Annotated in this window: 28 protein-coding genes, 2 tRNA genes and 2 pseudogenes; 18 read left to right on the top strand and 14 right to left on the bottom strand. The window is 65.4% G+C overall.

Annotation, left to right across the window (positions count from 1 at the left end):
* Positions 1 to 52: 52 nt before the first annotated feature.
* The 7 genes and pseudogenes from tnpC (AC1ZQA_RS07500) to AC1ZQA_RS07470 all read left to right on the top strand — a co-directional run.
* Positions 53 to 799 (top strand): annotated as a pseudogene (gene tnpC / locus AC1ZQA_RS07500) (IS66 family transposase); the annotation flags it as partial.
* 99 nt (positions 800 to 898) lie between these two features.
* Positions 899 to 1060 carry a hypothetical protein gene (locus AC1ZQA_RS07495; RefSeq protein WP_482679166.1) on the top strand — a complete coding sequence of 54 codons (162 nt, stop codon included), beginning with the start codon at positions 899 to 901 and terminating at the stop codon, positions 1058 to 1060.
* 82 nt (positions 1061 to 1142) lie between these two features.
* The gene (gene tnpA / locus AC1ZQA_RS07490) at positions 1143 to 1481 is read left to right on the top strand and encodes an IS66 family insertion sequence element accessory protein TnpA (protein ID WP_482676863.1); all 339 of its coding nucleotides are present in this window, start codon (positions 1143 to 1145) and stop codon (positions 1479 to 1481) included.
* Complete coding sequence (gene tnpB, locus AC1ZQA_RS07485; RefSeq protein ID WP_482676862.1) at positions 1481 to 1828, top strand: IS66 family insertion sequence element accessory protein TnpB; 348 nt, start codon at positions 1481 to 1483, stop codon at positions 1826 to 1828. The genes tnpA and tnpB overlap by 1 nt, the downstream gene beginning before the upstream one ends.
* A 62-nt stretch (positions 1829 to 1890) precedes the next feature.
* Positions 1891 to 3486, top strand: a complete 1596-nt coding sequence (gene tnpC, locus AC1ZQA_RS07480) for an IS66 family transposase (RefSeq protein ID WP_482676861.1) — start codon at positions 1891 to 1893, stop codon at positions 3484 to 3486.
* Positions 3483 to 4031, top strand: coding sequence for a hypothetical protein (locus tag AC1ZQA_RS07475; protein ID WP_482677032.1), 549 nt, complete (start codon positions 3483 to 3485; stop codon positions 4029 to 4031). The genes tnpC (AC1ZQA_RS07480) and AC1ZQA_RS07475 overlap by 4 nt, the downstream gene beginning before the upstream one ends.
* A gap of 61 nt (positions 4032 to 4092) precedes the next feature.
* Positions 4093 to 4365 (top strand): annotated as a pseudogene (locus tag AC1ZQA_RS07470) (tyrosine-type recombinase/integrase); the annotation flags it as partial.
* A 41-nt stretch (positions 4366 to 4406) separates the two neighbouring features.
* Here the strand turns inward: AC1ZQA_RS07470 and AC1ZQA_RS07465 are convergent.
* The 5 genes from AC1ZQA_RS07465 to queG all read right to left on the bottom strand — a co-directional run bounded on the left by AC1ZQA_RS07465 (position 4407) and on the right by queG (position 7225).
* Positions 4407 to 5306, bottom strand: a complete 900-nt coding sequence (locus tag AC1ZQA_RS07465; protein ID WP_482679165.1) for an IS3 family transposase — start codon at positions 5304 to 5306, stop codon at positions 4407 to 4409.
* Positions 5303 to 5689 carry a transposase gene (locus AC1ZQA_RS07460; protein WP_482679164.1) on the bottom strand — a complete coding sequence of 129 codons (387 nt, stop codon included), beginning with the start codon at positions 5687 to 5689 and terminating at the stop codon, positions 5303 to 5305. Before AC1ZQA_RS07460 ends, AC1ZQA_RS07465 begins: the two co-directional genes overlap by 4 nt.
* 135 nt (positions 5690 to 5824) lie before the next feature.
* Positions 5825 to 5901: transfer RNA gene (locus AC1ZQA_RS07455), tRNA-Arg, on the bottom strand.
* Positions 5902 to 6005: 104 nt separating this feature from the next.
* A tRNA-Pro gene (locus AC1ZQA_RS07450) sits at positions 6006 to 6082 on the bottom strand.
* A 15-nt stretch (positions 6083 to 6097) separates the two neighbouring features.
* A complete protein-coding gene (gene queG / locus AC1ZQA_RS07445) occupies positions 6098 to 7225 on the bottom strand; it encodes a tRNA epoxyqueuosine(34) reductase QueG (RefSeq protein ID WP_482679163.1) in 1128 nt (375 codons plus the stop codon).
* A 23-nt stretch (positions 7226 to 7248) separates the two neighbouring features.
* On the opposite strand from queG, the gene tsaE reads away from it, so the two are divergent.
* Together tsaE and AC1ZQA_RS07435 are read left to right on the top strand one after the other, a co-directional pair.
* Positions 7249 to 7773, top strand: a complete 525-nt coding sequence (tsaE, locus tag AC1ZQA_RS07440; protein WP_482679162.1) for a tRNA (adenosine(37)-N6)-threonylcarbamoyltransferase complex ATPase subunit type 1 TsaE — start codon at positions 7249 to 7251, stop codon at positions 7771 to 7773.
* Positions 7774 to 7821: 48 nt separating this feature from the next.
* Positions 7822 to 9204 carry an N-acetylmuramoyl-L-alanine amidase gene (locus AC1ZQA_RS07435; protein WP_482679161.1) on the top strand — a complete coding sequence of 461 codons (1383 nt, stop codon included), beginning with the start codon at positions 7822 to 7824 and terminating at the stop codon, positions 9202 to 9204.
* A 6-nt stretch (positions 9205 to 9210) separates the two neighbouring features.
* Here the strand turns inward: AC1ZQA_RS07435 and rraA are convergent, their stop codons facing one another.
* Positions 9211 to 9720, bottom strand: coding sequence for a ribonuclease E activity regulator RraA (gene rraA, locus AC1ZQA_RS07430; protein WP_482679160.1), 510 nt, complete (start codon positions 9718 to 9720; stop codon positions 9211 to 9213).
* Positions 9721 to 9850: 130 nt separating this feature from the next.
* On the opposite strand from rraA, the gene AC1ZQA_RS07425 reads away from it, so the two are divergent.
* The 3 genes from AC1ZQA_RS07425 to galU all read left to right on the top strand — a co-directional run bounded on the left by AC1ZQA_RS07425 (position 9851) and on the right by galU (position 11934).
* A complete protein-coding gene (locus AC1ZQA_RS07425) occupies positions 9851 to 10750 on the top strand; it encodes a polysaccharide deacetylase family protein (RefSeq protein ID WP_482679159.1) in 900 nt (299 codons plus the stop codon).
* Complete coding sequence (locus tag AC1ZQA_RS07420) at positions 10747 to 10950, top strand: DUF1289 domain-containing protein (protein ID WP_482679158.1); 204 nt, start codon at positions 10747 to 10749, stop codon at positions 10948 to 10950. Before AC1ZQA_RS07425 ends, AC1ZQA_RS07420 begins: the two co-directional genes overlap by 4 nt.
* Positions 10951 to 11055: 105 nt before the next feature.
* Positions 11056 to 11934: a UTP--glucose-1-phosphate uridylyltransferase GalU gene (gene galU / locus AC1ZQA_RS07415; protein WP_482679292.1), complete on the top strand. Its 879-nt coding sequence runs from the start codon at positions 11056 to 11058 to the stop codon at positions 11932 to 11934.
* Between the two features lie 65 nt (positions 11935 to 11999).
* On the opposite strand, the gene AC1ZQA_RS07410 is transcribed toward galU, so the two are convergent.
* Positions 12000 to 12248: a sulfurtransferase TusA family protein gene (locus AC1ZQA_RS07410; RefSeq protein ID WP_482679157.1), complete on the bottom strand. Its 249-nt coding sequence runs from the start codon at positions 12246 to 12248 to the stop codon at positions 12000 to 12002.
* A gap of 91 nt (positions 12249 to 12339) precedes the next feature.
* Here AC1ZQA_RS07410 and mbfA point away from each other — a divergent pair, with 91 nt between their 5' ends.
* Complete coding sequence (gene mbfA / locus AC1ZQA_RS07405; protein ID WP_482679156.1) at positions 12340 to 13347, top strand: iron exporter MbfA; 1008 nt, start codon at positions 12340 to 12342, stop codon at positions 13345 to 13347.
* Between the two features lie 23 nt (positions 13348 to 13370).
* Here mbfA and AC1ZQA_RS07400 read toward each other — a convergent pair whose 3' ends face one another.
* Together AC1ZQA_RS07400 and AC1ZQA_RS07395 are read right to left on the bottom strand one after the other, a co-directional pair.
* Positions 13371 to 13781 carry a carboxymuconolactone decarboxylase family protein gene (locus AC1ZQA_RS07400; RefSeq protein ID WP_482679155.1) on the bottom strand — a complete coding sequence of 137 codons (411 nt, stop codon included), beginning with the start codon at positions 13779 to 13781 and terminating at the stop codon, positions 13371 to 13373.
* A complete protein-coding gene (locus tag AC1ZQA_RS07395) occupies positions 13768 to 14187 on the bottom strand; it encodes a MerR family transcriptional regulator (protein WP_482679154.1) in 420 nt (139 codons plus the stop codon). Before AC1ZQA_RS07395 ends, AC1ZQA_RS07400 begins: the two co-directional genes overlap by 14 nt.
* A 126-nt stretch (positions 14188 to 14313) precedes the next feature.
* Between AC1ZQA_RS07395 and AC1ZQA_RS07390 the strand changes: the two genes are divergently transcribed.
* From AC1ZQA_RS07390 to AC1ZQA_RS07375, 4 genes are all read left to right on the top strand, one after another.
* Positions 14314 to 14667, top strand: a complete 354-nt coding sequence (locus tag AC1ZQA_RS07390; RefSeq protein WP_482679153.1) for an ArsR/SmtB family transcription factor — start codon at positions 14314 to 14316, stop codon at positions 14665 to 14667.
* Positions 14664 to 15167 carry an ArsI/CadI family heavy metal resistance metalloenzyme gene (locus AC1ZQA_RS07385; protein ID WP_482679152.1) on the top strand — a complete coding sequence of 168 codons (504 nt, stop codon included), beginning with the start codon at positions 14664 to 14666 and terminating at the stop codon, positions 15165 to 15167. The genes AC1ZQA_RS07390 and AC1ZQA_RS07385 overlap by 4 nt, the downstream gene beginning before the upstream one ends.
* A gap of 21 nt (positions 15168 to 15188) precedes the next feature.
* Positions 15189 to 15740 (top strand): arsenate reductase ArsC, encoded by a 552-nt coding sequence (locus AC1ZQA_RS07380; RefSeq protein ID WP_482679151.1) that lies wholly within the window; start codon positions 15189 to 15191, stop codon positions 15738 to 15740.
* 100 nt (positions 15741 to 15840) lie between these two features.
* Positions 15841 to 17142, top strand: a complete 1302-nt coding sequence (locus AC1ZQA_RS07375; protein WP_482679291.1) for an arsenic transporter — start codon at positions 15841 to 15843, stop codon at positions 17140 to 17142.
* A gap of 215 nt (positions 17143 to 17357) precedes the next feature.
* Here AC1ZQA_RS07375 and AC1ZQA_RS07370 read toward each other — a convergent pair whose 3' ends face one another.
* On the bottom strand, positions 17358 to 18680 hold the full coding sequence (locus AC1ZQA_RS07370) for a sensor domain-containing diguanylate cyclase (RefSeq protein WP_482679150.1): 1323 nt from the start codon (positions 18678 to 18680) through the stop codon (positions 17358 to 17360).
* A 230-nt stretch (positions 18681 to 18910) separates the two neighbouring features.
* Here AC1ZQA_RS07370 and AC1ZQA_RS07365 point away from each other — a divergent pair, with 230 nt between their 5' ends.
* Positions 18911 to 19399 (top strand): hypothetical protein, encoded by a 489-nt coding sequence (locus tag AC1ZQA_RS07365; RefSeq protein WP_482679149.1) that lies wholly within the window; start codon positions 18911 to 18913, stop codon positions 19397 to 19399.
* 32 nt (positions 19400 to 19431) lie between these two features.
* On the opposite strand, the gene cysM is transcribed toward AC1ZQA_RS07365, so the two are convergent.
* From cysM to AC1ZQA_RS07345, 4 genes are read right to left on the bottom strand one after another with little or no spacing between them, the layout of a single operon-like run.
* Positions 19432 to 20334 (bottom strand): cysteine synthase CysM, encoded by a 903-nt coding sequence (gene cysM, locus AC1ZQA_RS07360; protein ID WP_482679148.1) that lies wholly within the window; start codon positions 20332 to 20334, stop codon positions 19432 to 19434.
* A 35-nt stretch (positions 20335 to 20369) separates the two neighbouring features.
* Positions 20370 to 21584 (bottom strand): heme biosynthesis HemY N-terminal domain-containing protein, encoded by a 1215-nt coding sequence (locus AC1ZQA_RS07355; RefSeq protein WP_482679147.1) that lies wholly within the window; start codon positions 21582 to 21584, stop codon positions 20370 to 20372.
* Positions 21584 to 22723, bottom strand: coding sequence for a uroporphyrinogen-III C-methyltransferase (locus tag AC1ZQA_RS07350; RefSeq protein ID WP_482679146.1), 1140 nt, complete (start codon positions 22721 to 22723; stop codon positions 21584 to 21586). The genes AC1ZQA_RS07355 and AC1ZQA_RS07350 overlap by 1 nt, the downstream gene beginning before the upstream one ends.
* Positions 22720 to 23559: a uroporphyrinogen-III synthase gene (locus tag AC1ZQA_RS07345; protein WP_482679145.1), complete on the bottom strand. Its 840-nt coding sequence runs from the start codon at positions 23557 to 23559 to the stop codon at positions 22720 to 22722. Before AC1ZQA_RS07345 ends, AC1ZQA_RS07350 begins: the two co-directional genes overlap by 4 nt.
* Between the last annotated feature and the right edge of the window lie 10 nt (positions 23560 to 23569).

Genomic DNA, 23569 nt, shown 5'->3' with positions numbered 1-23569 from the left:
GGGTGGCGTTCCGTCCGGTTGGGGAACGGAAAACGAATTTTGCAGGGGCGACTACATGTGGGTCTATCGCAGCGCCCAGCAGCCGCTGGTGGTCTACGACTACCGCAGCAGCCGCGGCGGTGTGCACGCGCGTGAATTCCTGTGCGGCTGGTCAGGCACGCTGGTGGTGGACGACTTCAGCGGCTACAAGGCGCTGTTCGCCGACGGCGCCATCCGTGAAGCGGGATGCTGGGCGCACGCGCGGCGCAAGTTCTTCGAGGCGCACAAGCTCACCGGCAGCGCCCTGGCCGCCCAGGCCCTGGAGCGCATTGGCGAGCTCTACCGCATCGAGCAGGACATCCGCGACCTCGATCCCGACGAGCGATTGCGGCGACGCCGCCAGGAGACCCGGCCGCGGTTGGACGCGTTGCATGTCTGGATGATCGAACAGCGGCCGCGGCTGGCCCGGGCTGACGCCACCGCGCGGGCGATCGACTACGCCCTGGGGCGGTGGACGGCACTGGGCGTGTTCGCCACCGACGCCCTGGTGCCCATCGACAATAACGCTGCCGAGCGCGCCGTGCGGCCGATTGCGCTGGGTCGCAAGAACTGGCTGTTCGTCGGATCGCGCCAAGCTGGCGAGCGCGCCGCAGCGCTCATGACCCTGATCGAATCGGCCAAGCTGTGCGGCCTCGATCCCTGGGCCTACCTGCGCGACGTGTTCGCCAAATTACCGACCTGGCCAAATCGTCGGCTCCAGGAACTGCTGCCACATCGATGGGTCGGGGCCTCCTCGGCCCCGACGTCGCACACCGCCTGATACACAACCTCGCGGGCCGGATCGACGTCAAGACGGGTTCGCTAGCCGCTTACTGAGATCGACCTGGACGGCGCTCTGTGGACGATCCCGCCTGATCGCATGAAGCGCACCAAGCAAGAGAAGATCAGCGGTCAGCCGCACCTTGTACCGCTGGCCAGGCAGGCCGTGGAGTTGCTGCGGGAGATTTACCCGCTATCGGGGCGCAGCGAATGGGTGTTTCCCTCTCCGCGCAGCTATCACCGCCCGATCTCTGAAATGTAACCGGTAAGCCAGCGGCGTTCTTTCGTTCGTTTCGGATCCCACGAAGAATGTTTCCCATCGCAGGGATGAGGAGACATTCGAGATGGAGAACGACGCGGCAGAGGTGGCCGAGGTCAAGCGGCGGCGGCACCTGGACGAGGCGTGCTGGCGCGACGTGATTGAGCGTTTCCCGGCCTCGGGGCTGACGCTCAAGAGCTTTTGTCGGCAGGAGCGAGTGTGTGTGAGCAGCTATCGGCGCTGGCGTGAGCGGCTGTCGGGCAAGGTGAAGGCTGCGCCCGTGACGGCCAAGACTGGGCGTATGGAGCAGCGTGCCGCGGGGTTCATCGAGTTGGGCGAAGTCGGTACCGGCGGCATGCATGCGCCCATGGAGTTGCGGCTGGACCTGGGCGGCGGCATGAGCCTGCATCTGGTGCGCCGCTGATGTTCTTTCCTGAGGGGCGCATCCGGGTCTTCTTGTATGGGCAGCCTGCCGACATGCGCAAGTCCTACGACGGGCTGTACGCGCTGGCGCGCCAGGGCTTTGAGGTCGACCCGCTGGGCGGGCATCTGTTCGTGTTCGCGAACCGTCGGGCTGACCAGATCAAGGTGCTGTACTTCGATCGCAGCGGCTGGTGCGTGTGGAGCAAACGGCTGGAGGCCGGCCGCTTTGTGCGCGACTGGGGCGGGCAGCGCAGCGCCGAGATCGACTTCACCGCGCTCAAGCTCCTGCTCGAGGGGCTGCAGGTGACGCGGCAGTTCAAGCGGCATCGACACGTGGAGTGGCGATAACGGGTTTTGCAATGTGGCAAAGCCCGATTCCCTTCGGGCTTTGCCATGGGCACAATGCTTTCATGCGTGCAGACCCCGCTCAAGTGCAGACCTATACCGCCCAGATCGTGGCGGGCATGGCGGTTGAGGCTCTCGTGCGGTTGCTGCAATCGCAAGCGCAGACCATCGTTGAGCAGCAGCGGCAACTGGCGTGGTTCAGGCGACAGATCTTCGGCAGCAAGAGCGAACGGCTGCAGAGCGTGGCCGATGCGCAGCAACTTCATCTCGGCCAGATTCTGGGTGATCTGCCGATCCCGCCACAAGCCCCCGAGGCTGGACGCCAAGTGGCCGGGCACACGCGGCGCGCACGCACGACAGATTGTGCTGGCGACCAGGACGCGACGGCGTTCTTCGACGCCGAGCGGGTCGAGGTGCAGGTCATCCACCTGCCGTGCGCCCAGGCGCAGGGGTTGCGTGCCGAGGAGTACGAGGTCATCGGCGAGAAGGTCAGCTACCGCCTGGCGCAGCGCCCGGGCGCCTATGTGGCGCTCAAGTACGTGCGCCCGGTGATCAAGCGGCTCGACACCGCGACCCTGCACTGCGCGCCGGCGCCGGCCAGCGTGTTCGAGGGCAGCCGCGCCGACGTGAGTTTCGTCGCCGGCATGGCGGTGGACAAGTTCCGCTACCACCTGCCGCTGTACCGCCAGCATCAGCGGCTGGCCGATGCCGGCTTCAAGCTCAGCCGGGCCTGGTTGACCCAGCTCATGCAGCAGACTGCGGCGCTGCTCGAGCCCATCGTGGATGCGCAGCTGGCCTCGATCCTGGGCGGGCATGTGATCACGATGGACGAGACCCCGATCAAGGCCGGCCGCGCCGGGCCGGGGAAGATGAAGGGCACGTACTTCTGGCCGGTGTATGGCGAGCACGACGAGGTGTGCTTCCCCCACTTCGCCTCGCGCCGCCATGAGCATGTGAGCCAAGTTCTTGGACAGTTGCCCAGTGGCACGGTGCTGCTGAGCGATGGCTACGCGGCCTATGCCCGCTATGCGAGGCAGACCGGAGTCACCCACGCGCAGTGCTGGGCGCACGCGCGGCGCCTGTTCTTCGAGGCGCAAGACGCCGAGCCGCGGGCGGCCACGCAAGCCTTGCAGCACATCACCGCGCTGTACCGTATCGAGGCCGAGATCCGCGCCGCCGGGTGGGAGGGTGCGGCCAAGCTGGCGCATCGCGCCACCCACAGCCGGGCGCGGGTGCAGGCGTTCTTCGCCTGGGTCGAGCAGCAGTTCGCGCAGCAGGGCCTGCTGCCGAGCAATCCGTTGACCAAAGCGCTGGCCTACGTGCGAGAGCGACGGGCAGCGCTGTCAGTGTTCATCGATGACCCGGCGGTGCCCATCGACACGAACCACATCGAGCGCGCGCTGCGTCCGATCCCGATGGGGCGGCGCAACTGGCTGTTCTGCTGGAGCGAGGTCGGCGCACGCCATGTGGGCATCCTGCAAAGCCTCATCGCCACCTGCGTGCTGCAGGGTATCGACCCGTACACCTATCTGGTCGACGTGTTGCAGCGCGTGGGCCGACATCCCCAGTCCCGGGTGGTCGAACTCACCCCCAGGCTGTGGACGCAGCACTTCGGGCAGGACCCGCTGTGCTCGGACCTGGACAGGGCCGCGCCCCGATGACGCAGCGGATCTCCACGCGCATTGTTGCCCAGGCGATCCTCACCGTCGACCGCATGGATCTGCGCGCGCGCGAGGCGCTCGCCGACGAGATCCATGCGCACCAGCCCACGCTGCTTGCCAGTGTGCTGGTCCTGCCGCGCCTGGGCGCCAGGCTGGAGCAGGTCGAGATTATCCTCAACATCCTCTTCGTGGTGTACCAGGCGATGAAGATCAGCGGACATGCATGGCCGATGGTCTGCGAGGATCTGCAAGATCGCTGCCTCGACCGCCTCGTGGCGAAGATGCTCTTCCTCGACGGCTTGACCACGCTGCAGCAGGCGCAGGCGCTGCAGCAGCAGATCGACTCCCACGCCGAGCCCAACCTGCTGGCGTTCGTCTACAGCCGCCTGCAGGATCACGACCTGCTGGACGTGAAAACCGATGCGATCAAGTTCATGCTTCTGGCAGCGGTGAACCTCACCGAGTGCGTCGCAGCAGTATGCCCATCGCACACCACCAAGGCGGTGCAGCGGCGCACTGCCCGACGCGTGAAGACTGCTGCCTGATGCTGCTGCATCTACCCACCCAATAGCTCGAGCGCAATCACGCCGCTGGCTGAACGCTTACTCTGAAATCGCCGTGCTGTCCGCGCTCAAGCGCATGGGGTTTGAGGCAACGGCGCACGGATTCCGGGCATCGGCTCGCACGATGCTTGCCGAGCGCTTGGGGTTTGATGATCGGGTCATCGAGGCCCAGCTGGCGCACAGCGTTCCTGATGCACTCGGCCGCGCCTACAACAGAACCGAGTTTGTGCAGCAGCGCCGGGAGATGATGCAGGCATGGGCGGACTACCTGGACAAGCTCAAGGCGGGATCAATCATCGTCAAGTTGCGGGCCTGACAAGTGTACCGGCTCGGATTGATTGGACACGGTTTTGCAACTCAGGCCGCCTTGAGCGCAGCATAAGCCTGACGGGCTTCGAGGGGTGACATGAAGCCCAGTTTTTCAAGACGCCAATGGCGGTTGTAGTGGTCTCTGAACGCGGTCACGGCGGCACGCACCGCCTCGACGTTTTTGAAGACGCGACCGTGAATGACCTGCTCCTTGAGTGTGCGGTTGAAGCGCTCGGCAACACCATTGGTCTGGGGTTGGGCGACAAACGCGAAGCTTGGCGCAATACCCCAGAACTTGACCTGGTTGAGGAAGTCCTCGGCGGTGTATTGCGTGCCATTGTCCATGCGTAGGGTCAGCCCGCGTCCGGCATCGGCGCCGGTGGTGCCAAACTCGGCCAGCAGACCCTGGGAGATGGGCTGCAAGGCCGCGAAGCGGCTGCCGATCTTCGCCACATGGATGCCCACGCAGCAGGCATCGAAATGATCGACCGCCGAGAACACCCAGGCCCAGCCCTCATCCATGGTCTGGATACGAATGCCGTCGGTGCCCCACATCTGATTCGGGCGATTCGTGGTGATGGTGCCGTCATGCAGATTCGGTGTGCCTCGGGGCTGGCGATGCGGCGAGAGCAACTGGTTCTCGCGCATGAGGCGCAGCACCCGCGCTCGCGATACACGAATGCTGCACAGAACGCGCAGCCGCGCCCAGACCTTGCGGTGCCCCTCGCCGGTGAAAGGCGAGGTGGCCAGATCGGCCCGGATAGCGGCCAAAAGATCGGCATCCGACACCTTGGGCCTGGTCCCGCGTCGCGCCGGATGCAGCGGCACAAGCTTGGCCGTTTGCCGCCTGTGCTGGGCATAGATCGTCGAGCGGGGGAATTCGAGCACACGGCAGACGCGTTGCAGGCCGTAGGGCTTGCCGGTGCCCGCGCAGGTCTGGCGGCTCATCGCGACGACCTCCTGCCGACCAAAGGGCGTTTGGCCCGCCTTTCATTCTGCAAAATCTCCACTTCCATGACCAGCTCGCCGATGCGCCGCCTGGCCTCGTCGAGCTGTTTTTCAACCGGATCGTCTTCACGCTCTTTGAGGCCGGCATCGATGCCGGCCAGCGCCCGCTCTTGCCACGCTTGCAGCCGAAAGATGGGCACGCCCAGTTCGCGCGACAGGGCATCTACGGATTCGCCGCGCAGCAGGCGCAGCACGACCTGCTTCTTACGCCCAGCCGACCAGCGCTTGACCTCGGCCGCCGCGCTGGGCGCGCTTGCACTCGCGCTACGCGCTCCTTCCAGCGCGCCCAGCGCAACCCCTTCCACCTTCCATTCATTCAGCATTTCACAGCTCCTTCTTCAGACACGATTGAACCCCAAATTCGTGTCGAAAAAAATCGGAGCCAGCTCAAGCGCAGCGGCGCCGAGTCTGTTGCAGGCAAAACACATCGGTAAAGTCTTGTTTTATCGTAGTTTTTCTGGCCTGCCCGACTGGATTCGAACCAGTGGCCTACGGCTTAGAAGGCCGTTGCTCTATCCAACTGAGCTACGGGCAGATCGGTGAAGCCTGCGCGGATCAACACCGTGAGGACCAGCAGTATTGCCGAAACCTGTGCATGCTTCGATGCCACCCCATGCGCAACGCGCCAAGGCTGTGTAATGGTCGGGGCGAGAGGATTCGAACCTCCGACCCTCTGCTCCCAAAGCAGATGCGCTACCAGGCTGCGCTACGCCCCGACGAAACTCTGCATTCTACCGGCTTGCGGCAGGTTGCCTGTCTTCGCCCTGTGACAGGGCCCACTCGATGTGCTCGCGCAGCAGCACACTCGCGGCTGGAACCATGCGGTGCAAAGCGAGCCTGGCGTTCTGGCACCAGGCCGGGTCGGGGTTTGCACGCAGGCCGTTGCCAATGGCGACCGCCAGATTGCGCTGCCAGCGAACAAAGCCGATGCGGCGGATGGCACTGCCCTCGGTGCGCTGAAGAAACTGCGCTTCGGTCCAGTCCCACAGTTCCAGCAGGCCGGCTTGATCGAGTCCTTGACGCGGATTGAAATCCGGCAGGGTGCTCCGCTGGGCATAGCGGTTCCAGGGGCAGATCAGCTGACAGTCGTCGCAGCCGTAGATTCGGTTGCCCATCAGGGGGCGCAGTTCCACGGGAATGGGCCCAGCGTGTTCGATGGTAAGGTAGGAAATGCAGCGACGGGCATCGAGCTGTTCGGGGCCGAGGATGGCCTGGGTCGGGCACACGGTGATGCACCGGGTACAGCTGCCGCAGTGCGCGCTCACCGGTGCATCCACTGGCAGTGGCAGGCCGATGAAGATTTCTCCGAGAAAGAACATCGACCCGCCATCGCGGTTGAGCAGCAGGGTGTGCTTTCCGCGCCAGCCCAGACCGGCGCGCGCGGCCAGTTCCACTTCAAGCACCGGGGCGGAGTCGGTAAAGACGCGTACAACCCCCGGCTCGATCCGCGCCGCGATGAAGTCAGCCAACTGTTGCAGTCGTGCGCGCAGCACCTTGTGGTAGTCGCGCCCTCTGGCGTAGAGCGAGACGGTTGCGGCAGTCGGCTGCGCCAATTGCCGCCACTCCGCATCGCGCCAATCCGGCTGTGCGTGGCGCGGCAGATAGTCCATGCGCGCTGTGATGACGCGCAGCGTTCCTGGCACCAGTTCTCCAGGCCGGGCGCGCTTGAGGCCATGCCGCGCCATGTAGCCCATGTCGCCATGATGCCCGGCGGCCAGCCACGCAAGCAGCGGCGCCTCGGCCTCGGGCAGTTCCACGCCGCTGATGCGGATTTGCGAGAATCCCAGCGCTCTGCCTTGCTGTTTGATGTCTTGCACCAGCGTCTGCAGGTATTCGGTCGATGCGCTGCGTTGCTCCATCCTGACCATTCTAGAAACCCGCCATGCCCCTTGCCGCCCTGGATCTGCTGCTCGCCGACGAATCCGCCACCCACGCACTGGCGCAGGCCCTGGCATTGGCGTGGACGCAACACCCTTGCCCTCGCCTGCTCATGACCCTTGAAGGCGATCTCGGCGCAGGGAAAACCACCTTCGCCCGCGCCTTTCTGCGGGCATTGGGTGTGCAGGGCCGCATCAAAAGCCCAAGTTTCAGCCTGGTGGAGGAGTACACGGTCGACATTCCCGACCTACAATTGAAGGGAACTCTTCGGACTACTGCCTATCACATTGATCTTTATCGATTTTCTGACCCCCAGGAATGGGAAGACTCTGGGCTGCGCGATGTGATTGGCGGACCAGGAATCAGTCTGGTCGAGTGGCCGCAACGTGCGCAAGGCATGCTGCCTGCCGCCGATCTGGCTGTGCATCTGGAGCCGGTGGGTGAAGAACGTCGTTGCGTCGTCCAGGCTGCAACCGAAGTGGGATCGAACGTGTTACGCGCCTTGCCGGAGCGACTGAATTCCGGCTGATGCCGTGGTTGGCTCCTGCAGCCCCGGCTTTTGAGCAGGAGTTGAAGAATGACCTCGCCACGCCGCCGCTTTCTCGTGCAATCGTCCAGCCTGGCGCTGCTGCTGACCACGCCCATGCTCGCGCGCGGGGCCACGCTGATGTCCATTCGCGTCTGGCCCGCGCCGGAATACACCCGGCTGACCCTGGAGTCCGACGGCCCCCTGAGCGCCACGCATCAGGTGCTGTCCGATCCGCCCCGGCTGGTAGTGGACATTCAGGGCCTGCAGCTCGACAACCAGTTGCGCGAGCTCGCGGGCAAGGTGAAGTCGGATGACCCGTTCATCAAGGATGTGCGCGTCGGCCAGTACAAGCCCGATGTCGTGCGGCTGGTGATCGATCTGAAACAGGCGGTCAAGCCCCAGGTGTTCAGCCTGCTGCCGGTGGCGGCCTACCAGAACCGGCTGGTATTCGACCTGTACCCTGCGCATTCCGGCGACCGGCTGATGGCCTTCATGCAGCAGCAGGAGGCGCTGGAGCGGGATCGCCTCACCGGCGCGGCCGCGCCACCGCAGACCGTGGCGCAGGCCCAGACCGGGCAGCAGGATTCGCTCGGCGACTGGATCCGCAAGCACCGCAGCGAGCTTGACGATCCGCAAACCGCGCCGCAGTCTCCGCAAGTGCTCGCCGACAACACGCCTGCCCAGCGCGCCGACCCGGTGCGCCGCGATCGGCGCAACTTCCACAGCGTGCTGCTGGCCATCGACCCCGGCCATGGCGGTGAAGACCCCGGCGCCACCGGGCCCAGCGGGGTGCATGAAAAGGATGTGGTGCTGCTCATCGCCCACCACCTGCGCGACCTGGCGATGAATACCCCGAACATGCGGGTGATGATGACGCGCGACAGCGACTACTTCGTTCCGCTGTGGACGCGCGTGGAAAAGGCGCAGTCGGCCAACGCCGACCTGTTCACCTCCATCCATGCCGATGGCTGGTTCACGCCGGAGGCGCGCGGCGCGTCGGTGTATTGCCTGTCGGATGGTGGCGCCTCCAGTGTGGAAGCGCGGCTGATGGCGCAGCGCGAAAACGCGGCCGACGCCATTGGCGGCATCGACATCAATTCGCGCAGCTACCAGGTGGCCAAGGTGTTGCTCGACATGTCCACCACAGCGAAGATCAACGCCAGCCTGAAAATGGCACGCCCGACCCTGAGCAAGATGGGGGAGCTGGTGCACCTGCACTCCAAGCAGGTGCAGCAGGCCGGATTTGCGGTGCTCAAGTCGCCCACCATTCCGTCGATGCTGGTGGAAACCGCCTTCATCAGCAACCCGGAAGAAGAGGCGCGGCTGCAGACTCCGGCCTATCGCAAGCAGATTGCGCGCGCCATTTTCGAGGGTCTGCGCGCCTATCTCGACACCAATCCGCCTCTGGCGCGGCGCCGCGTCCTGACCTGAGGCGCCTCAAAGCGCGAGCCCGAGGGGCTCGCGGCTGACGATCACCCCGTCCTCGTCGGCATAGAGCCATTCTCCGGGCCGCACGATCACGTCCTGAATGCTTACCACGGCTTCCGTCATGCCCTTGCCGTGCTTGTCCGGCGGGGCAGGAATGGAGGCCAGCGCCAGCACGCCAATGGGCACCTGCTGAATCTCGCTGACATCGCGCACACAGCCGTTGATCAGCACGCCAGCCCAGCCGTTGCGATTGGCCAGCGCGGCAAGGTTGCCGCCGAGCAGTGCGCGCTTCATCGATGCGGCCCCATCGACCACCAGCACCCGCGCCAGCCCCGCGGTCTCGAGCACTGCGCGCACCAGCGCGTTGTCGTCGCGGCATTGCACGGTGGCGATCTGACCGCGAAAGCGGGTGATCTTGCCGTAAGACCGAAACACCGGCGGCAGCACGCGCAGCACATCGCTATGCAAGGCATCGCGGTGCGCATCGCACAGATCACAGGTTGAAAACAAGGCGTGCATGTGTATTCCTCCAGGTGCAAAGACACCGCTCTGAAGCATTGAAGCAGACACCCCGCGCTGTCGGGCTGTGTCAGGTCAAGTCCTCTACGATGTCGGCCTGTCTCCCCGACTGCCACGTCTGCCGTATTCCATGCCCACCATTGCGCTCAAGATCGATGTTGACACCCTGCGCGGCACCCTCGAAGGCGTGCCTTCGCTGTTGCGGCTGCTCGACAGGCATCAGCGGCGCGCGACGTTCCTGTTCAGCCTCGGCCCAGACCATACCGGGCGGGCGCTCAAACGCGTGTTTCGTCCCGGTTTTCTCGCCAAGGTGCAGCGCACTTCGGTCACAAGCCACTACGGCCTGAAAACCCTGCTGTATGGCACCCTGCTGCCCGGGCCGGACATCGGCCGGCGCGCGGCCGCACCAATGCGCGATACCCGGCGCGCAGGCCATGAAACCGGCGTCCACACCTGGGACCACATCCTGTGGCAAGACGCCGTGGTGCGCAAGGATGCCGACTGGACCCGCCGCCAGCTCCAGCTGGCCGCCGACCGCTATGCCGAGATTTTCGACGCCCCACCGCGTGTGCACGGCGCCGCCGGCTGGCAGATGAACGAGGCCGCCTATTCTCTGGAGCAGGAAATGGGCTTCACACTGGCCTCCGATGGGCGTGGCAACCACCCCTTTCTGCCCGTGGTGCAAGGCCGCACATTGTCTGTGCCGCAGTTGCCCACCACGCTGCCGACGCTCGACGAACTGATCGGCGTGGACGGCCTGACTGCCGACAACGTCGCCGATCATCTGCTGCGCCTGAGCTGCGATGGCCGCGACCATGTCTACACCCTGCATGCGGAACTCGAAGGCGGCCAGCTCGCTCCGGTGTTCGATCGGCTGCTGCAAGGCTGGAAGGCGGCAGGCCTGCTCTGCACCACCCTGCGCGGGTATGCCGACACGCTGGATCTGTCCGCCCTGCCGCATCACCGCGTCGGCCTTGGCCGTGTTGCCGGGCGCAGTGGAACGCTCGCAATCCAAGGCGCAGCCGCATGAACAACACGTTGCCAGACGCCCAGGATGCGTCCGACACACCCTGCGTCGGCGTCTGCTCCACGGGCTTTGACGATGTCTGCCGAGGCTGCCTGCGCACTGCGGTCGAAGTGGGCCGCTGGGTGGAAATGAGCCCCGCCGAAAAGCGCGCCGTGTGGACGCGCATTCTCGCTGCGGGCTACAAACCCCGCAGGCCCGGCTGAGGCAACCCGCACAGCACCCCACCCGTTTCCATTGGCTTGCTGCGCTGCGCTCTCTCACATTCCCTTGTTAGCATCGATGCCATTCCTTTGCCCTTGATGACCACCATGCCTCCGACCATCACCAAAGCCGTCTTCCCTGTCGCAGGCCTTGGCACGCGGTTTCTGCCCGCGACCAAAGCCACCCCGAAAGAAATGATGCCCGTGGTGGACAAGCCACTGATCCAGTATGCCGTCGAGGAGGCTTTTGCTGCGGGCATCACCGAGATGATCTTCGTGACCGGCCGCCACAAGCGGGCCATCGAAGACCATTTCGACACGGCCTATGAGCTGGAGCACGAACTCGAGGCCGCCGGCAAGCAAACCCTGCTCGACATGGTGCGCAGCGTCAAGCCCGACAGTGTGCAGTGCGTGTTCGTGCGCCAGCCAGTGGCCAACGGCCTGGGCGCCGCCGTGCTGTGCGCCGAGCGCCTGGTGGGCGACGAGCCATTTGCCGTCATCCTTGCCGACGACCTGCTGGTGGGCACGCCGCCGGTGATGGCGCAGATGGTGGACATTCACAACCGCCACGGCCGCAGCGTCATTGCCACCGAGGACGTGCCGCGCGAACACACCAAGCGCTACGGCATTGTCAGTGGCCAGGAAATCACCCCGGGTCTGACCTCACTGACTGGCATCGTGGAAAAACCCGCACCTGAAGTCGCCCCGTCGACCCAGGCCGTGGTTGGCCGCTACATCCTCAGCCCGCGCGTGTTTCATCATCTGCGCCACGGCAAGCCTGGCGCCGGCGGGGAAATCCAGCTCACCGACGGCATTTCAGCGCTGCTGCGCGAAGAGGCCGTCTATGCCTACCGCTACGCTGGCCGCCGCTTTGACTGCGGCAGCAAGCTCGGCTACCTCGAAGCCACGGTGCAACTCGGCATGACCCACCCGGAAACCGGCCCGGAATTCAGCGAGTACATCCAAGGCCTGCGCAACGGCGACTGAGCGCGGGCCGGTGATCCGTTGCGCTGCGAAACACGCTCGCGGTGAACGGCACTGCGCGCTGCTGCTCAGCGCCGCCGAAGAATGTGGTGGTACTCGCCGCCCTCGGTCTTCTGCTCGACCATGGTGTTTCCCGTCTGGCGGGCAAAGGCCTGAAAGTCCTTGACTGAACCGCCGTCGGTGGACACCACGCGCAGCACCTGGCCGCTCTGCATCTGCGCGAGCGCCTTTTTGGCCTTGAGGATGGGCAACGGGCAGTTCAGTCCGCGGGTATCCAGGTCGACATCAATCACGGGGTGTTCCACTCGGGTCTCCATCGATGAAATCTATTGCGCCGATTCTAAGAGCCACTTTGCAGGCGTTCGTTTTCCTGCGGACAATGGCAGGGATTCCCATGATGGAGATGCCATGAATCTGACCGCGTTGTTTGCCATGCCGGGCCTGGCGCGCAATACCGCCACACTGGAATTTTCCAGACTCACCGAGCAACAGTTGCTTGCACTGGCCATCTCGCTCGAAGAAGACGACGCGCGCATCTACAGCCAATACGCCCAGGCGCTGCATGCCGACTATCCCGACACCGCCGCGCTGTTCCGCGGCATGGCGGCCGAGGAAAACACCCACCGTCACCGCCTGCTCGAGCTGTACCGAAAGCGCTTTGGCGAGCAGATCCCGTTGATCCGCCGCCAGGACGTGCGCGGCTTCATCGAGCGCAAGCCGCTTTGGCTGGTGCAGCCCATCGATCTCGACAAGTTTCGCGCCCAGGCCGAGATCATGGAGGCCGAATCGCGCATGTTCTATGCCAAGGCCGCGCGGCAGGCGACCGAGGCCGGCATCCGCGAGTTGCTGGGCGATCTGGCTGCGGCGGAGGCCGTGCATGAGCAAAAGGCCGAGTCACTGGGTAACAGGTTCATCACCCCCCAGACCATTCATACCGAACGCGAGACCCAGCGCCGCGCCTTCGTGCTGCAGTTCGTCCAGCCGGGCCTGGCCGGCCTGATGGACGGCTCGGTCTCCACCCTGGCACCGCTGTTCGCAGCGGCCTTTGCCACCCACGACACCTGGGCGACATTTCTGGTCGGCCTGGCCGCAGCGATCGGCGCCGGCATCAGCATGGCGTTTGCCGAAGCCATGTCCGACGACGGCTCGCTCACAGGACGCGGCAGCCCGTGGCTGCGCGGCGGTGTCACCGGGCTGATGACCGCGCTGGGCGGACTGGGTCACACCCTGCCCTACCTCATCCCGCAGTTCCACCTCGCCACCACGCTGGCTTTCATGGTGGTCGCCATCGAACTGGTGGTCATCGCCTGGATCCGCAAGCGCTACATGGACGCCTCGTTTGGCATGGCCATGCTGCAGGTCGTGGTCGGCGGCGCGCTGGTGTTCGCAGCGGGCATTCTGATCGGCAGCGCATAAGGCAGAAGCCGGGCGCGACCCTTTTACACAGCGGCTTCTGGTGGCAAAGGCAAGGCGATGCCGCGCTGCTGGAAGACTTCCTGCGCCGCAAACAGTCCATTGAGTGCTGCGGGAAAACCGGCGTAAACCGCCATTTGCATGATGACCTCCACCACTTCGACCGGCGTGCAGCCCACATTGAGCGCGCCGTTGATGTGCACCTTGAGTTGCGGCTGCGCATTGCCCAGAGCGGTCAACGCCGCGACAACGGCGATTTCCCGAGACTTCAAGTCCAGACCGGGCCTGGAATAAATGTCCCCGAATGGAAATTCGATCAGATAGTGCGCGAAGTCCGGGGCGATGGCGCCGAGTGATCGGATGACGTTTTCACCCGCCTCGCCGTCGATCTCACGCAATTTGGACCAGCCGCGTTGATACCGTTCACTTGTTTGCATGGTGCGTCCTTCGCTGTGTGGAAACGGGTGTGGGTGTGTGCTCCAGCGCGCTGCGATACCGCACGATCTTGGAGTCGATGGCATCGAGGTTCTTCTGCAGATCGGCGATGCGCTCGATCAGGTTGTCGCGGTGCTGTTCCAGCACATGCAGACGGGGAGCGATGGTGCCATCGCCCTGCGCTCTCAGCCTGGCGTACTCGCGGATCTGGGCGAGCGGCATTCCCGTGTGCTTCAGCCGCAGGACGAATTCGATCCATGCCACATCATTTTTGTTGTACCGCCGGTGACCGTTCGCGGCCCGGGCGACGGGGCGGAGGACGCCGATTTTTTCGTAGTAGCGCAGGGCATGCGGCGAGAGACCGGTCACAGCGCCCATTGCGCTGACGGATAGGTTTGATGTCTTCATGGCGGCAATGCTAAAAGTTGGAGCGCACTCGAAGTCAAGCGCTCTGTTCATCCGTGCTGCACTGAAAGAAGATGCCCCTTCAAAAATGGCCTTGACTCATTTCGACATTTCGATAAACTTTGAATAATGGAAACGAAAGCCGCTTTACTCGCCCTCGCCGCCCTGTCCCAAGATTCGCGCCTACGTGTGTTCCGCACCCTGGTGCAAGCCGGACCTGCGGGGCTGGCGGCGGGGCGCATTGCCGAGTTGACCGGCATGGTGCCGTCGTCGCTGTCGTTTCATCTGAAGGAACTCGCCCATGCCGATCTGGTCGAGTCGCGGCAGGACGGGCGGTTCGTGATCTATACCGCGCGCTTTGACACCATGAACGCGCTGATCGGCTTTCTCACCGACAACTGCTGCGGCGGCAACCCCTGCAGCCCAAGTGGCGCCGCTTGCGCCACGGCGCCCGCAGCCCAACCAGAGGACATCACCCCATGAAACGCTTCCATGTCCACCTCAGCGTGCCCGCGCTGGACGACGCCATTCGCTTCTATTCCACCCTGTTCGCCGCCGAGCCCACGGTGCGCAAGCCCGATTACGCCAAGTGGATGCTCGACGATCCGCGAGTGAATTTCGCCATTTCGCAGCGCGGCGCCGCGCCCGGGCTGAACCATCTCGGCATCCAGGTGGAGAGCGACGCCGAACTGCTGGACATGCAGCAGCGCGTCGAGGCCACCGATACCGAGGCAATCGCCGAACTCGGCACCGCCTGCTGCTATGCCCGCTCCGACAAATACTGGGTCAACGACCCGGTGGGAATCGCCTGGGAGACCTATCACACCCTGGACACGATTCCCATGTTCAATGATGCCGCACAGGGCGCAGGCTGCTGCGTGCCAACGGCCGCAGCGTCAGCTGCGGTCGCGAACGGGCGCGGCAGCGCCGCCTGCTGTGGCACAGCGACTGGCGGCAAACCAGCCAAATCATCCTGCTGCTGAATTTCAACTCGAGGAGTCTTCATGGACAACAAGGTCTACAACGTGCTGGTGCTGTGCACTGGAAATTCTGCCCGCTCCATCATGGCGGAGGGGCTCATCAATGTGCTGGGCAAGGGTCGGTTCAAGGCCTACAGCGCAGGCAGTCATCCGGGCGGGGTGGTCAACCCGTTTGCCATCGCGCAGCTCAAGTCCATCGGCTACCCCACCGACACACTGCGCAGCAAGAGCTGGGACGAGTTCTCCGTCCCTGGTGCGCCCGTGATGGACTTCGTGTTCACCGTGTGCGACAAGGCGGCAGGTGAAGTCTGCCCGATCTGGCCCGGACATCCGCTGACTGCGCACTGGGGCTTCGAAGACCCCGCCGCGGCGCAGGGCAGCGACGAAGAGAAGCGCCGCGTGTTTCAGACCATCTTCCGCCAGATCATGTGCCGCGTGCGCGCATTCGTGAGCCTGCCGCTGGACAAGCTCGACGAAGCCGCGATCAAGCAGGAAATCACCGCGATCGGCAAGATTCCGGTCATGCCCCTGCCAGAGCAGTGCGCGCAAGAGCCGCTTGCCATGACAAGCAAGTAAAGTCTCACCGATCTCGTCTGGCCCCTGGGGCTGGCGCATACGGCGGCAGTCTCTGCGATCTGCCGCCTTGTTTTTTCTCCCCCTGCACTTCGCTGCCCGCATGCTTGCCGCCCTGCTGATCTTCATCGTCACCCTCATTTTTGTCATCTGGCAGCCGCGCGGGCTGGGCATCGGCTACAGCGCCCTGGGCGGCGCGGCGCTGGCGCTGGCCACCGGTGTGATCCACTTCGCCGACATCCCGGTGGTGTGGCACATCATCTGGGATGCCACCTTCACCTTTGTCGGCCTGATCATCATCTCGCTCATCCTCGATGAAGCCGGCTTCTTCCACTGGGCCGCGCTGCACGTGGCACGCTGGGGTGGCGGGCGCGGGCGGCTGCTGTTTCCGCTGATCGTGCTGCTGGGTGCGGTGATCTCGGCGCTTTTCGCCAACGACGGCGCCGCGCTCATCCTCACCCCCATCGTGCTGGCCATGCTGCTGGCACTGGGCTTCGGGCCGGCAGCGGCGATGGCCTTCGTCATGGCCTGCGGCTTCGTCGCCGACACCACCTCGCTGCCGCTGGTGATCTCCAACCTGGTCAACATCGTCACTGCGGGGTATTTCGAGATTCCCTTCGATCGGTATGCCGCAGTGATGGTGCCGGTGGATCTGGTGGCGCTCGCGGCCACGCTGCTGGTGCTCTACGTCTACTTCCGCCGCGACATCCCGCAGCAGTACGACCTGGCCAGACTCGACACCCCGGCCAGCGCGATCAAGGACCCGCTGGTGTTTCGCTGGACCTTTCCGACGCTCGCGGTGCTGCTGGTGGCCTACTTTGTCACTGCGGCGTATGCCGTGCCGGTATCGGTGGTCACCGGGCTGGCCGCGGTGTTGATGCTGGCTCTGGCCGGCCGTTGGTGGCGCGGCGGACAGGGCGCGCAGATCGACGTGCGCAGCGTGATCCGGCACGCGCCGTGGCAGATCGTGCTGTTCTCTCTGGGCATGTACCTCGTGGTCTATGGCCTGCGCAACGCCGGGCTCACAGCCAATCTGGCGCTGGTGTTGCAAGCCATCGGCCAGCATGGCGTGCTGGCCGCAGCTGTGGGCACGGGGGTCATCAGCGCCATGCTGTCGTCGGTGATGAACAACCTGCCCATGACCCTGATCGGCGCGCTGGGCATTCATCACGCGCAGGGGCTGGACCCGGCGGTGCGCGAGGCCATGATCTACGCGCATGTCATCGGCTGCGATCTCGGCCCCAAGTTCACCCCCATCGGCAGCCTGGCCACGCTGCTGTGGCTGCACGTGCTCGACCGCAAGGGCATGCACATCGGCTGGGGTTATTACATGCGGGTGGGCCTCATCCTCACCACGCCCGTGCTGCTGATCACCCTGCTGGCGCTGGCCTGGCATCTGGGTTGAAGCCAGCGTCCGCCCCCAGGACAATGCCGGCATGATGGCGTTTTGAGCGCCCCCAGGGTCGGCTCAGCGCCCGCCCCCTCCAGTGGGGGTTAAGGAAAAGCCGCCGCGCACCACCTGGCGCGGCACGCCGCGGCACGCGCTGTGGCTGCGCGATCCGCATCGATCACAGCCCCGCCTGCGGCACATCGCGCAATGTGCTGACGCTCGGCGATGGATCACAGCGCCTGTTGGCGGCCTTGTGCCTGTGCATGCTGCACGGTGTCGTGCGGGCCACAGGTGCGGTTGCGGCCCTGCTCCTTGGCCCGGTACAGGGCCAGATCGGCCAGATCGAGCAGCTTGCCAGCCGGGGTCTGCAAGGGAAAACAGGCCAGCCCGATGCTCACGGTCAGCGCGTCCATTCCCAGATCGGCCTCCCAGTCCTTGCTCTCCAGCGCCGCGTGAATGTCTGCCGCGATGGCAAAGGCGGTCTCGGGCTGCACGTCGGGCAGCAGCAGGATGAACTCTTCACCACCCGAGCGGTACACATAGTCACAGGGACGCAGGGTCTGGCGCAGCAGGGTGGCCACCTGGTGCAGCACCGCGTCGCCCTTGGCATGGCCGAACTGGTCGTTGACAGCCTTGAAGGCGTCGATGTCGAGCACGCCGACACACAGGGGAAGCCCGCCGCGCTGCGCCAGCTCCACCTGGTGCGCCAACATCGCCATGCCGGCGCGGCGGTTGGGAAGTTGTGTCAGATCGTCGATGCTGGCCATCTTTTCCAGCCGCAGTTCGAGCAGCTTGCGGTCGGTGACGTTCTGCACCATGCCGACCATGCGCGTGGGCTGACCCTGCGCATCGCGTTCGCAGATCTGGCCGCGGTCGTGCACCCAGACGTCATGGCCGTTGCGGTTGCGCAGGCGGTATTCGGCCTCGAAGCGCATCAGCCGGCCGCGCAGATGCTGGTCGATCAGCGACATCACCTGATCGCGGTCATCCGGGTGGATGTTGTGGGCCCAGGTGTCGACATGCGGCGTCATCTCGTCCGGGCCATAACCCAGCATGCGCTTGAGTTGCGGGCTGAAATACACCGCGCCGCTGACCACGTCCCAGTCCCACAGGCCATCCATGGCCTGGTTCAGCGCGAAGCGCAGGCGCTCGTCGCGGGTGCTGGTCTGGGGGTCGAGTGTCAGGCGCTTGCTGATGTTGCGCGCCACGGAGAGGAAGTAATTGCGCCCGCCCCACGCAAAATGCGTGGTGTTGACTTCGACCGGCATCTCGCCACCATCGGCATGACGATGACGTCCGACAAAGGTGTAGCAGTCTGAAGCGCGAATGACCTGGGCGATGTCCGACCACTGCGGCAGCCCGGTGACATCCTTCTGCAGGCTGAGCACCGAGTGGTTGAGCACCTCCTGCGCGGCGAGTCCGAGGTCGGCGTAGGCAGCGCGGTTGCACCACAGAATATGGGAGGACTCCGGGTCGAGCAGATACACCGCGTCGGCCATGTGATCAAACAAGATGTCCAGCGACGGCACGCCGTCTTGCTCCGCAATGACCATGGTGGATTGCTCAGACAGGATCTCCCGGACAGTTTGGGAGCGTCGGCCCGGGATGACCTGACGTTCGCAGTGGGCTGCAGCCATGCAACGCAAAGGGGTAGTTTAACCACACGCCCGGCAGGGCCAACCACAATCAGACGTGCCGGTGACGATGGTGCGCGTCCGGGGCATGCGGGTGATCATGGCGCAAGGCCACGTGGACATGGGCATGGCGGCGACGACTCCGCCCCGTGCCGCAATGCACGAAATGCACGCACGCTGGCCAGCACGATGCCGGAGCCGAGATCAAGCAGCTTGGCAAGCGGCGTGCTGGCGCCAAACAGCAGGGCGGCACCAAGCGCCATGCCGATCCCTTGGTTGCGACGCCATTGGGCAAGAGACGGTGTCATGGAACGAAAGCGGAGAACAGCCCTGTGTTGCCTGAACGATCTTGTCAAAAGGTATTCCTTGTGACCCTTGGTGATTCCGCCTTGCGTGCTGCGTTGCAGCAACTAATTTCGGGACATCCATCGACCAACACGCAAGTGCGCATCATGGGAACCAAAATCTATCTGACAGGCCTCGGCATTCTGCTTCTCGTTTGTCTGGGGATCGGCTTCAGTCTGGGCTATGGCCAGGTGTTCCGCCCCGGCGCGGACGGCGTTCCGGATCAGGGCGTGGCGCAGATGCCGACTGTGCATGCCAGCAGCACGCCGCACAAGCCCACGCAACAAGGCTGACCCCGCAAGGCTGCGCTTCGGAGAGGAGCCGTTCAGGCCGGAAACACCCCGGTGCTCAGATAGCGGTCGCCCCGGTCGCAGACGATGAACACGATGGTGGCGTTCTCCACCTCGCGGGCAATGCGCAGCGCCACTTCCGCAGCGCCCGCCGCACTGATGCCGCAGAACAGCCCCTCCTCACGCGCGAGCCTGCGCGCCATGTTTTCGGCGGCGGTCTGGCTCACATATTCCAGCCGGTCCACGCGCTGCGGCTCGTAAATCCTGGGCAGGTACTCCTGCGGCCATTTGCGGATACCAGGAATGCTGGAGCCTTCTTCCGGTTGCGCGCCGATGATCTGCACGGACGGGTTCTGCTCCTTGAGGTAGCGGGACACGCCGGTGATGGTGCCGGTCGTGCCCATGGCACTGACGAAATGCGTGATGCGCCCTTCGGTATCGCGCCAGATCTCGGGTCCCGTGGTCTCGAAGTGGGCGCGCGGATTGTCGGCATTGGCAAACTGGTCGAGCACCAGTCCCTTGCCGTCGCGCTGCATCTGCTCGGCCAGATCGCGGGCATATTCCATGCCGCCGGTCTTGGGGGTGAGGAGCAGTTCGGCGCCAAAGGCCTTCATGGTCTGGGCGCGTTCGATGCTCAGGTTTTCCGGCATGATGAGAATCATGCGGTAGCCCAGAATGGCTGCAGCCATTGCCAGCGCAATGCCGGTGTTGCCCGAGGTGGCCTCGATCAGCGTATCGCCGGGCTTGATGGTGCCGCGCTCCTGGGCGCGGCGAATCATCGACAGCGCCGCGCGGTCCTTCACCGATCCCGCCGGATTGTTGCCTTCGAGCTTGCCCAGAATGACATTGCCGCGCCGTGTGTTCTCGGCGCCAGGCACGCGCTGCAGTTGCACCAGAGGGGTGTTGCCGATCACCTGATCGACGGTGAGATAGCGCATGGTGTCTCCGTGTCCGAAACCCGGCCCGTGCGGGCTCAGGCGTTTTTATTCTGCGGCTCGATTGCCGCCAGATCGATCGCCGCAGCGCGCCAGTGGCGTTGCGCCTGATCTTCGCGCTCGATGCCTTCGAGCAAGTGCGCCAGCGCCGCGTGGATCTGGCCGCGCAGCCGCCGCTCGTCCTCGCCGCAGGCCTGGATGGCCTTTTGCAGAGATTGCTGCGCCTTGCCCCAGAGCTGCAGTTCAGCGCAGGCCGCACCGGCCAGATACAGGGCCTGCGCCTCTTGCGGCCAGCGTCCCATCCACTGCTCTGCCTGCGAAACGAAGCCGGCATCGATGCCCTGCAGCATGCCGCGCAGGGTGGGCATGAACAGCGCGGGTTCAGCCTGCGGGCGGTTGAGCGCGACGATGAGCAACTGCCGCGCCTCATCCAGCGCGCCAGCCGCGGCAAAGCCGCGCGCCGCCGCCACGACCAGCGCCGGTTCGGCGCGCTCCTGCGCGGTCAGCTTGTTCCAGGTGCTGCGCAGGGCCTGCGGATCGTCGCCGGCCTGACGCAGCAGTCCGGTGGCCGCGGTGTGCAGCATGGCCTGCGCTGCCGCGGGATGCAGCGCACCGTGCTTGAGCAGGGTGCGCGCCAGGCGCAGCACGTCGGCGTGGTCGTTGATCTTGCGCGCGGCCTGCAACTCGATGCGCAGGGCATGGGTGCGCCGCCGCACCCCGGCGGGCAGGGTCTGCAGCAGCGACAGGGCTTCGCGCGGTTGCTTGGAGTCGAGCTGCCATTGCGCCTGCAGCAGCACGGCGGCGTCGCGCGCGTCCTGCGGCAATTGGGCGAGATAGGCGTCGCGCCGGTCATAGGCCTGGAGTTGCTGCGCCGACTGTGCCGCGGTCAGCAGCGCGGCAGGAGCAAAGTCGGTGAACTCGGCAGCGCGCTGCGCTGCACGCTCGGCACGGCGAAAACGTCCCCCAAAGTAGTCGGACATGCCGTTGTGCAGGGCCTGCGCCGCCAGCCGCAGGCGCCGCCGCGCACGAAACTCGGCCGCGGCACGCGGCATGCCGAACAACAGCGACAGGCCGCGCAACGCCAGGTAGAACGCGACAAACGCCAGCAGCAACAACAGCAGCGCGAAGTTCAGCGACACATCCACCCGCCAGGGCGGAAGCAGCACCGCCACATTGCCCGAATTCAGGGTGGAGCCCAGCGCCAGCAGCACGGCGGCGACAGCCAGAACCAGGATCCAGACGAGCCAGCGCATCAGGGCGCTCCGGTGTCCAGGGTGGAGAGAACCGCCAGCGACTCCAGATTGGCTGCCGGATTGGCCGACAGATCGAGCTGCGCGGCCTGCCGTGCCAGGGACAGCGCCTGCACCATGCGCGGCTGGCGCCGGTCGAAATAGGTGTTCAGCGCCTGGGTGATGCCGGCCATGTCGCTGCGGTAGGCCACGGCATTGCGCGACAGCAGATCGAGACGCGCGTTGAGGATGCGCAGCTTGAGGTTTTCGCGCAGGAACTCGCCCTGCTGCGGCGAGGCCAGCAAGGCATCGCGCGAGCCGACGCGGGTGATGCCAAAGAGCTGCACCAGACTGGCGCGAAAGCGCTCGAACCAGGCGCCCAGCCAGGGCGCCCAGCGTGGCCCGGGCAGCGCGGCAGAAGCCGTTTGCACCGGGGGCTGCGTGGCTGCATGGCCGGTCTGCAGCGGTGCGGCGGAAGACACCAGACGCAATTCATCCACCAGCGCGGCCAGGTCGTTGAGCTTGTGCGCCGCGGCAGCGATGTCGGGCGTGACCGCGCTGCGCAGCCGGGTGAGATCGGCCTGCACCGCGCGGCGCAGGATTTGCGCCTTGGGGTTGGGCGAGCGCGCCAGCCGCACATCGGCGCTTTGCAGCGTGGCAATCAGCGGCTGCACATTGCCGATGAGCTGCGCCTGCTGCTGCGCCAGCGCGATGAGCTGCCCGGTTTCGGACAGGCGCGCCTGATCGCGGCTCTTGGCAAAGTCTTCGTACAGGGTTTCCAGCGCCTGCCGCTGCGCGGCAAAGTCTTGCTGGCGCGATTCGAGCACGGCAATGCGCGCCGTCAGGTCACGCACCGAGTCGCTGGCCTGCTTGGTCAGAGTCTTGGCCTCGATGGAGTTGGTCGTTGCGGCCTGCAGGCGCTGCGCAATTTCAGACTGCGTGGCATACAGGCGGCTGTTGAGCCACCACGCCATCGCCACCAGCGCCGCGACGAGGGCAATGAGCACCGGCCAGACCCAGCGCGCAGCGGGCAATGCCGCAGGCTCTGGCTTTTGCACTGCGCGCGGCGGCGTGGGTGGCGCCGAATCAGGCGCTTGTCTGGCCGCCTGAGCAAGCTCTGCTGCCGGGGGCTGTGCGTCAGGGCGGGTGTCGAGCTCGGTCATGAAGGCATTCTAGGAGTTGACAGGCGCCGCAGGGTGGAAAGCACCGCCTCGGGCGGCGCGCTGGTCAGCTCCACCAGGCCAAATCCGGCCTCGCGCAGGGTTTGGGCAATGCGCGGGTGGATGGCCAGCGCGCGCTGCTGCTGCAGCAGCGCCGGGGCAATTGCAGCCTGCGCCAGCAGTCCCTGCAGATTGCGCACCGCCTCGGAAGATGAAAACAGCCACCAGCCGCCACTGCCCAGCGCAGCGTGCAGTTGCACGACGGTCTGGGCATTGAACTCGGGGGCCAGACGGCTGTAGGCCTCGATGATCTTGACCTTCGCTCCGGCTTCCTCGAGCCTGCGCGCGAGCAGGTCGCGGCCCGGGCCTCCGCGGAAAATCTGCACAGATCGCCCCGCCCACGGGAACGACGCCACCGGCCCCGGCGCGAATGCAAGCTGCAGGGCGCTCCACAGGGCGTCCGAATCGCCCTCGCCAGGCGGTTCCTCGCGGGTGTCGGGCGCGATCAGCCGCGGCCACGGAAGGTCGTCGGGCTGCGCCGCAAGCGCGCGGCGCACTGCACGCAGGCTGCCTTCGCCCACGACGCCGATGGCGCAACGCGCGGGCCACGGCCCAGGCAGTGCGGCAAACACCGCAGCCACCGCCGTGGGGCTGACAGGCACGGCCAGATCGGTCTGCGGCAACGCTGCCAACGCGGCGTGGAACCGCGGCAAATCCGGCGGCGGGCCGATGTGCTGCAGCGGAAAGTCGAGCACCTGCACCCCGGCAGGCGCAAAGATCTTCCGCGCGTCGCCGGATTGCGCGGGCACGCGGGTGACGATCAATGTGGTGTTCAGCATGGCCGTCCCG

Source organism: Thiomonas sp. DCM-2 (genome assembly GCF_056820905.1).
This window is presented reverse-complemented; position numbering and strand designations above follow the sequence as displayed.